Source organism: Ferruginibacter sp. (genome assembly GCF_031430955.1).
GTDB lineage: Bacteria > Bacteroidota > Bacteroidia > Chitinophagales > Chitinophagaceae > Ferruginibacter.
Map to the genome: position 1 here is coordinate 1 of NZ_JANPCM010000140.1, position 7541 is coordinate 7541.

Sequence of the window (7541 nt, forward strand, 5' to 3'; positions counted from 1 at the left end):
ACCGCCTCCACCGCTGCTTCTTCCTCCAGATGTACTGCTTTCATTAAAATCCTGTTGATCCTGCGGATCATCTTCCATACGTATTGGCATAACATTTAATTTAGGGTTTAAAAGTAAGGAGAAATTTGATAATGATTTTAGTTATAGTTCAATTAGCCAAAATCGTTTTTAATTATCAGATGAGGTGTTTTTATAATGGTCAATGATTTTCTTTCTCCAATATTTCAAACTGCCTGCTCACACTCAATCCATTTTCATCTACCAGAGTAATAATATGTTTTCCCGGCGAAGGGTTTAAACCCATTTGATGAAAGTTTTGTGTGGCGCCAATAAAATTATCATCAAGGCTCCAGAAAATTTTTGCGCTGCTGCGGCGGTGTGCTGCAGTAAAAACAGTTTTACCTTTTTGTCCGCTTACTTCCAGCGGTATATAAATTTTTGCATTCGCTTGCGGATAGATGATCTCCATTACTTTTCCTGTCTCTGAAAATTCGCAGCCGGCTTTAAAAGGGGGTAATGTTTTATAGTCTGCATTTTTTTGTTTGTAATAATATTCCATGGCAGGGGAGAGGATGAACCAACTTTTGTGTTGCATTGCAGAAGGGCTTTCACATTGTTCCGTTACCCGATAAGTTCCCGTAGCATCTAAATGAATTATTTTATGGTACAGACACTGCGGCACTTTTGTTCCGTTGGGTGGCATAAATAAAGTATCCACATTGGGGCAATCAATATTGGCACGATAGCCACTTTGCCTGCACACGGGTACAAAAGAAAAATTGTATTTTGGTTTTGCGAACCAACTAACGTTGGGTAGCAGCCGAAAAATATCAAACAAAATGGGTGCGGCTGTTTGTATACCAATCAATCCCGGCCTTCCTTCGCCATCCGTATTGCCCACCCAAACTGCTACCACATTTTTTGGAGTTAAACCAATGGCCCAGCCATCTCTAAAACCAAAACTCGTTCCTGTCTTCCACGCAATTTTTTGTGACGACGTAAACTGTTGCCACAAACCTTCTTCGCCGGGCCGCATTACTTCCTGCATGGCCTGAAAGGTGAAGTAGATGGAGGTGGCATCAAGAGGCAAGTTGTTAGTTGATAGTTGTACGTTGTTAGATGTTTGATTGGCAATATAATTGGGTGGATGAAAATCATTTGGATCAAACTTTCCATAATTTTTTGTTTGATGATTAAGTGTACGTGCCATGCTTGCATATACTCCTGCAATATCCCAGGCCGTAACTTCGCAGCCACCGAGTATTAAACTTAAGCCATAAATATCTGCGGAGCGATTTAATGTTGTGATGCCGCATCGCTGCAGCGTTTCGTAAAAACGCTGGTATTTATATTGCTGTAATAATTTTATGGCGGGGATATTTAAACTTCTTGCTAACGCTTTGTTGGCTGGTACTGCACCATCATAACCCAGATCAAAATTTTGCGGTGCATAGCTGCCAATTTGTGTAGGAATATCCGGTATGATGGAGTTGGGTAAAATTAATCCATCGCTTAACATTGCAGCATAGAGTATCGGCTTTAATGCACTGCCGGGGCTGCGTGGTGCAGCAATAACATCCACATCAGCTTCCATTTCTTTATCGAAAGGATCGAAAATATTTCCCACGTATGCTAATGTATTTCCTGTTTCAACATCTAATACAATTGCACAGGCATTGTTTATTCCGTTACCTTTTAAAACAGATTGATGCTGCTGAATAATTGTCGCCACATTTTTTTGCAATGCGCCATCAATTGTTGTTCTTATTTTTGTTTCAGCAAGTTTTTCTTTTTTAAAGCGTTGTAATAAATGCGATGCCAATTGTGGTAGCGGTAAGGGTTGGCCGGGTAATGATTCCAGCTTGGCTAAATCGCAACTGCTTTGATTGATTTTTCCGGCATTTACCATTTTATCCAACAGCATGTTTCTTTTTTTTAATAATACCTCCCTGTTTTTTCCGGGATGCACTAATGATGGTGCATTGGGTAATACTGCCAGCGTTGCCATTTCGCCCCAGCTTAGTTTTTCGGAGCTTCGTCCGTAATAGCGCCATGCTGCTGCATCAAGTCCAACAACATTGCTGCCGAATGGTGCATTGCTGGCATACAATGCAATAATTTCATTTTTGGAATAAGACATTTCTAGCCGTACAGCCAGTATACTTTCTTTTAATTTATTCCAGATGCTGCGTTCATCATTTTTTTTTGAAAGCCTGATCACCTGCATCGTTAATGTGCTGCCGCCTTGTACCACAGCTTTGTTTTTAATATTCCTTACTACCGCTCTGCCAATAGAAACCGGATCTACACCGGGATGTTTAAAAAAACGTTTGTCTTCGAAGGTGGTGATGCAATCAATAAATTTTTGAGGCACATTTTTATTGTAAGGAAAACGCCATTGGCCATCGGCGGCAATGGTGGCGTTTAATAAGTTGCCATTTGCATCTTCAATTACATAACTGGTGGGGGCTCTAAATAATTTTTTGGGTAGAGAAAAATAAAACCAGATTAATAAACACGACACAATCAACAATTTTATTCGGCCTCCCCCTATCCCCCTCCCAAGGAGGGGGAAAAAGGAGAGTAACTTTTTAATTCGTAGCATTTTTTCTTTTCATAATTATTTCAATTATTACTTTTATCTCCTGCATTTCCCTCCCCTTTGGGGTTCCTTGAAAAGGAACGAACGAAGTTCAAGGAGGGGCTGTTATTGCCTCACCACTTCCACCCACTTTCCACTTACACCTGCAGAAATTTTATTATCATACATCGCTTCACTAAATGTGCCCGGTAAAAAATATCTTCCCAAATACGAAGCATTCAACTGCACATAATATGTGAGTGTTTCATTGGCATTAATGTTGAAATAAGTATACACACGATCATCACGAATATCCTGGTAAGTGGAATAAGATGATTTGAATGCACCTTCGCCACCCAGCATCCTGGCATTTAAAATCTCCCAGCCACTGGGGAAAATTTGTGATAATGCCATTTGAGAATAGTTACCTCTGCCACCCGGATTTTTAATAATTACTTTGGCTACAAAATCGCTGCCCTGCGTTAATTTGTTAACCTCGATGGCTTTTCCATCCTGCGATAAATAACTCACACTCATATTTAACACAGCAGGATTGTTGTTAACTTTTAAACTATCACCTGCTAATGGTTGCCCTTTGGTTATCATTCTTACGTACAAAGTATTATTACCTTTATTAGTGATAATTGCATTGCTGGCATTTTGATTTTTAAATACAACAGGTAACTGCCGGAGATAAGTAGCCGTATTAATATCGGTTTGTTTACCATCAATATTTGCAGAAGCAATTATTTTTGCACCACTGGCATTTCTACCACAAAACTTTGCTACGGCAATAAGACTGTAAGCAGTAGTTTGTGTACTGTACCAATAATCCTGCGATAATTTTGCAGCAATTAAATCTACCAATTGCCTGGCTTTATCTTTTTTATTTAATAAGGTTAAGGTTTCTAAAACCATCGCTTCATCTCTTGTATCGGAACCATACGTAAAACCGGGATTCGTTCTTGCATCAAACGTGGAGGGTAAGCCGCTTATTAAATCTAAAGCGGTATTGGTTTGTCCGGCTAATTGATAGGCCGCTGCCAAACGCCATTTTGCTTCCGAAGATAAATATTTAAATTCTTTTAAACGATTCATGGCACCAAGCTCTGGTACTTTTGCCAATGCTAATGTATATAAGCGATAAGATTGTGTAAGATCACCGCCATAAAAATTGGTAGTGCTGGCTACCCAACTGTTAGCTTTACCACGCTGGTAATTTTTCCATTGCTGCAGCATATAATCGCTTACTAAAAACCCATTGCTTTGTGCTTCCACTAAAAAATGCCCTGCATAATTACTGCCCCATTCATCGCTTTCGTTGCCACCGGGCCAGTAACTAAACCCGCCGTCTGGCCGCTGAAAGTTTTGCAGCTTTCCAATACCTGCTTTTACATTTTTATCAACCTGTGCTTTTTTATAATCATCTAAATCGGTTAATTGATTTAAAACTAACTGCGGAAAAACTGCGGAAGTAGTTTGCTCAATACAGCCATGCGGATATTCAATTAAATAATCTAAACGTTTTTGCAAATTCATTGAGGGCATGCTGGAAATTTCGATAGTAGCTGTGCTTGTTGCTGCTACACCAATAGGTGCAGCAGTTGTTTTCCATTGTTGACCTGGCGCTAAAGTAATTTCACTAACGCTGGTTACAGGAGGATTAGGATTTCTGATATCCAGTTCCACTTCGTAATTAGCATTTTCATTGCCAGATGTTGCAACAATTTTTACTTTACCAATGCCCACATTTGGTTTTACCCTTACGTCGTAATATGCCATCTGCTCTCCGGTTTCGGTAAAACTTATAGTTTGTGCATTGCTGCCTACTACTTCTAAAAAAGGATTGGATTGCAATGAAAGATTTACTTTTTTAATGTTGTTTTCCATTGCAAAAATGGTAACGGGTAATTTGATTGTTTCACCAGGACCTAAAACTCTTGGCATTGTTGCTAACAGCATCAATGGTTTTTTTACAGTTACTGCTTTTTCTGCAAAGCCATAACTGCCATCGTGAGCCGCAACTACCATTGCCCTTACCGAACCAATGTAGGAGGGCAATGTGAAAGATTGTTTTTGTGTTTGCCCGCTGCTTAAATGAAATGGGCCAAGATATTTTACAACTGCTTTAAAACGGTTGGCAGTTTTTTGTTTGCCAATGGCAGCATCACCATCGCCACCAATGGTTAAAATTCTTTCTAAATCGCCACCCCATGCGCCAATAACATAATCAAACATATCAAAGCTTTTTACACCCAATGCTTCTCTTGCATAAAATGCTTCGTGCGGATCAGGCGTTTTAAATCTTGTAAGATCCAATAGCCCTTCATCAACAATAGCAACACAATAGGTCATTTCTTTTCCGCTTTGTTCACTTACGGTAAATGAAACGGTTTGCTCCGGACGAATGCTGTTGGGAATATTGAGTACGGGTTTTAGTACGGTGTTTTTATCTTCTACAAAAATGGGAACAGAGCCATACATTCTTATTGGTAAATCATTTATGGTTTGCGAATGCGGTTGTAATAAACTTACGGTGGCATAAACATTTGGTGCCATTGTTTTATCGGCTTTAAATGTAACAATGGTTTGTCCCTGCTTGGTTTCTTGCCAAAAAGATTTTATTACTTTACTGCCATTTTCTACACTTACTAAAACCCTGCCACCTTTACTGCTGGGTATGGTTAAAGAAACTTCATCACCCACATTATATTTTTCTTTATTAGCAACAAACGATAACATGGAGGCTGCAGTTTGATCATCGTTGCCACTCCGGCTTTGCCACCCCGGTTCATCAATGTAAAAAATGGAACCGCTGCTGTGGCCACTTGTTTTATCTTTTACTAAAATTAAATAACGCCCCCATTCATTTTCTGATGTATTAAAAGACCACTGCCCACGGCCGTTAGTTAATGATATACTGTCTTTTTTTATTAATTTATTATAACTGTCTTGAGTAAAATTGCTGAGGTTATCGCCATTATTATCCCACCACCATCGCCATTGAATGCGGTAAAACTCTACTTCCACCTTAATATTACCGTTAAATAAATTTCCTTTACTATCTACGTTTACAATTTGAGCGGTATGTTTTTTTCCTGCCAGTAAATAATCAAAAGGTTTTTCTCCATCAGGTAATTTTAAGCCCACATAACTTTTGTACGGGCTGTAAGGGATGCTCATATTATCAATACTGAAAGTGCCGCCGGGTTCAAAAACTTTTACCACAAGGTTTGCAGTAAGCATACCCGGTGCAGTTTCATCAATTTCAAAATTGGGCTGCAATGCGGCGTTACCTTCTGCATCTAAAGTGCCTTCGTAAATAGTTTTTTGCTGGGTAGAATAATTAGTGGTGGGGTTATCAAAATCAAACCCTGCAAATTTGGGAAACGATGTTGTTTTTGCATACAACGATGCATCAATCTTTGCTTTTAAGTTTTTACCCACTGCACCAAATAACCATTTTGCATTGATGGTGCCTGCTGCATTTTCGCCTTCTCCCAGCATGGCATCCTTACCAAAATCTACATTTATTTTTAAGCGGTTAGGCATAACAGTTTCTACCTTAATTCTTTTTTCAAAAATGGCGCCGCCTACTTTTATTTTTGCCAGCCAGTTACCAGTTGGTGATGCTGCATCGGTATTGGTTTTAAAAAGATAGAATCCGTCATCCGCATTATTTTGTACTGTATGTTTATATAATTGACCAGTGGGAGTGTAGAGACTAAACTCAACCGGATGCTCTTTCGGTAATTTTTGTGCTTTATCTTCTACAATAAAATTAATGTACATGGTATCGCCGGGGCGCCACACTCCACGTTCGCCAAAGATGAAACCTTTAATGCCATTCTTTACTGCTTCTCCGCTTACATCAAAGCGGCTGAGGGCTAAAGAATTGCCATCATCTAATTTTAAATAGCCCCTTTCATTTCCTTTTTTTGCAATGAGTAAATAAGGTTTGCGTTTTAAATCAATTACTGCAAACCCCTCATTATTACTTTTTGCGGTACTGATGATGGTATGCTGGTAATCCATAATTTCCAGGTCAACATTGTTCATTGGTTCAGTGGTAAGAATATTACTTACCGCAATGTTGATGCTGTTATCGTTACCACGTTTTGCAGTAAGGCCAATGTTGCTGGCTAAAATATTTCTTGTTGCCCAACGGTCTTTATTGTAATAAGATTTACTGTTGGGGTCATCACGCCTTTCCCAATTATAACCGTAGGGATAATACTGATCGTACCTTTCCCAAAAAGCATCGTCTTCATCCACACCATTTTGATTGTATTCGTTATAGCCTTCATCATAACCTTCTTCATCTTCTTCATTTTTATTTTTTGAAGTATCAGCAACCTGGTACAAAGAATACTCTGGCCTGAAGCCAATGGTTACACGATAAATGGCACCCTGCTCTGTTTTTAAAAACTTATCAATGTCTAAAGAAAAATGCTGGTGCTTGTGCAGGTCTAAAGTTTTATCATCATCCAAACGTAATGTTTTTTGTACGATGGGTTTCGCTACTCTCCTTAATTCACTGTTGCCGCCCAAATCGTTTTCCTGCAAAAACTGCGGTACATTGTTTTCAAAAATTTTAATGATGCTGATGTCAACCGCATTTAAATTGATAGATTCAAATGGCAATACCAGCCTGCCGCTGTTGGGTAAAATATTTCCTTTACCATGTATAGTTACATTGGGCAACCTGTTTTCGAAATTAATATTACTGGTAAAGGCTTTGCTGAGCACATCGCTCCAGGTATTTTTAATACCGGTATTTATATTTACGGTGTAGTTGCCATCTAATTTATTTCCAAAAACTTTTACTTCGCTGCCGTTGATGGTGAACGAAATATCCGACTGTCCGCTGATGCTTATCAGTCCTGTTAAATCCTGCCCTACAGCAATCATATCGCTGAACTGTACCGAAGCATATTGCTGTGTTTCATTTACAGCCATC

Annotated in this window: 2 protein-coding genes; both read right to left on the reverse strand. The window is 39.1% G+C overall.

Going from position 1 to position 7541, the window contains the following annotated elements; all coding sequences use genetic code 11:
- Nucleotides 1-199: 199 nt before the first annotated feature.
- Nucleotides 200-2524: a penicillin-binding protein 1C gene (pbpC, locus tag ACY65O_RS03800; RefSeq protein WP_462219519.1), complete on the reverse strand. Its 2325-nt coding sequence runs from the start codon at nt 2522-2524 to the stop codon at nt 200-202.
- A 183-nt stretch (nt 2525-2707) separates the two neighbouring features.
- On the reverse strand, nt 2708-7541 hold a 4834-nt coding region (locus tag ACY65O_RS03805), incomplete at its 5' end, for an alpha-2-macroglobulin family protein (protein WP_462219520.1).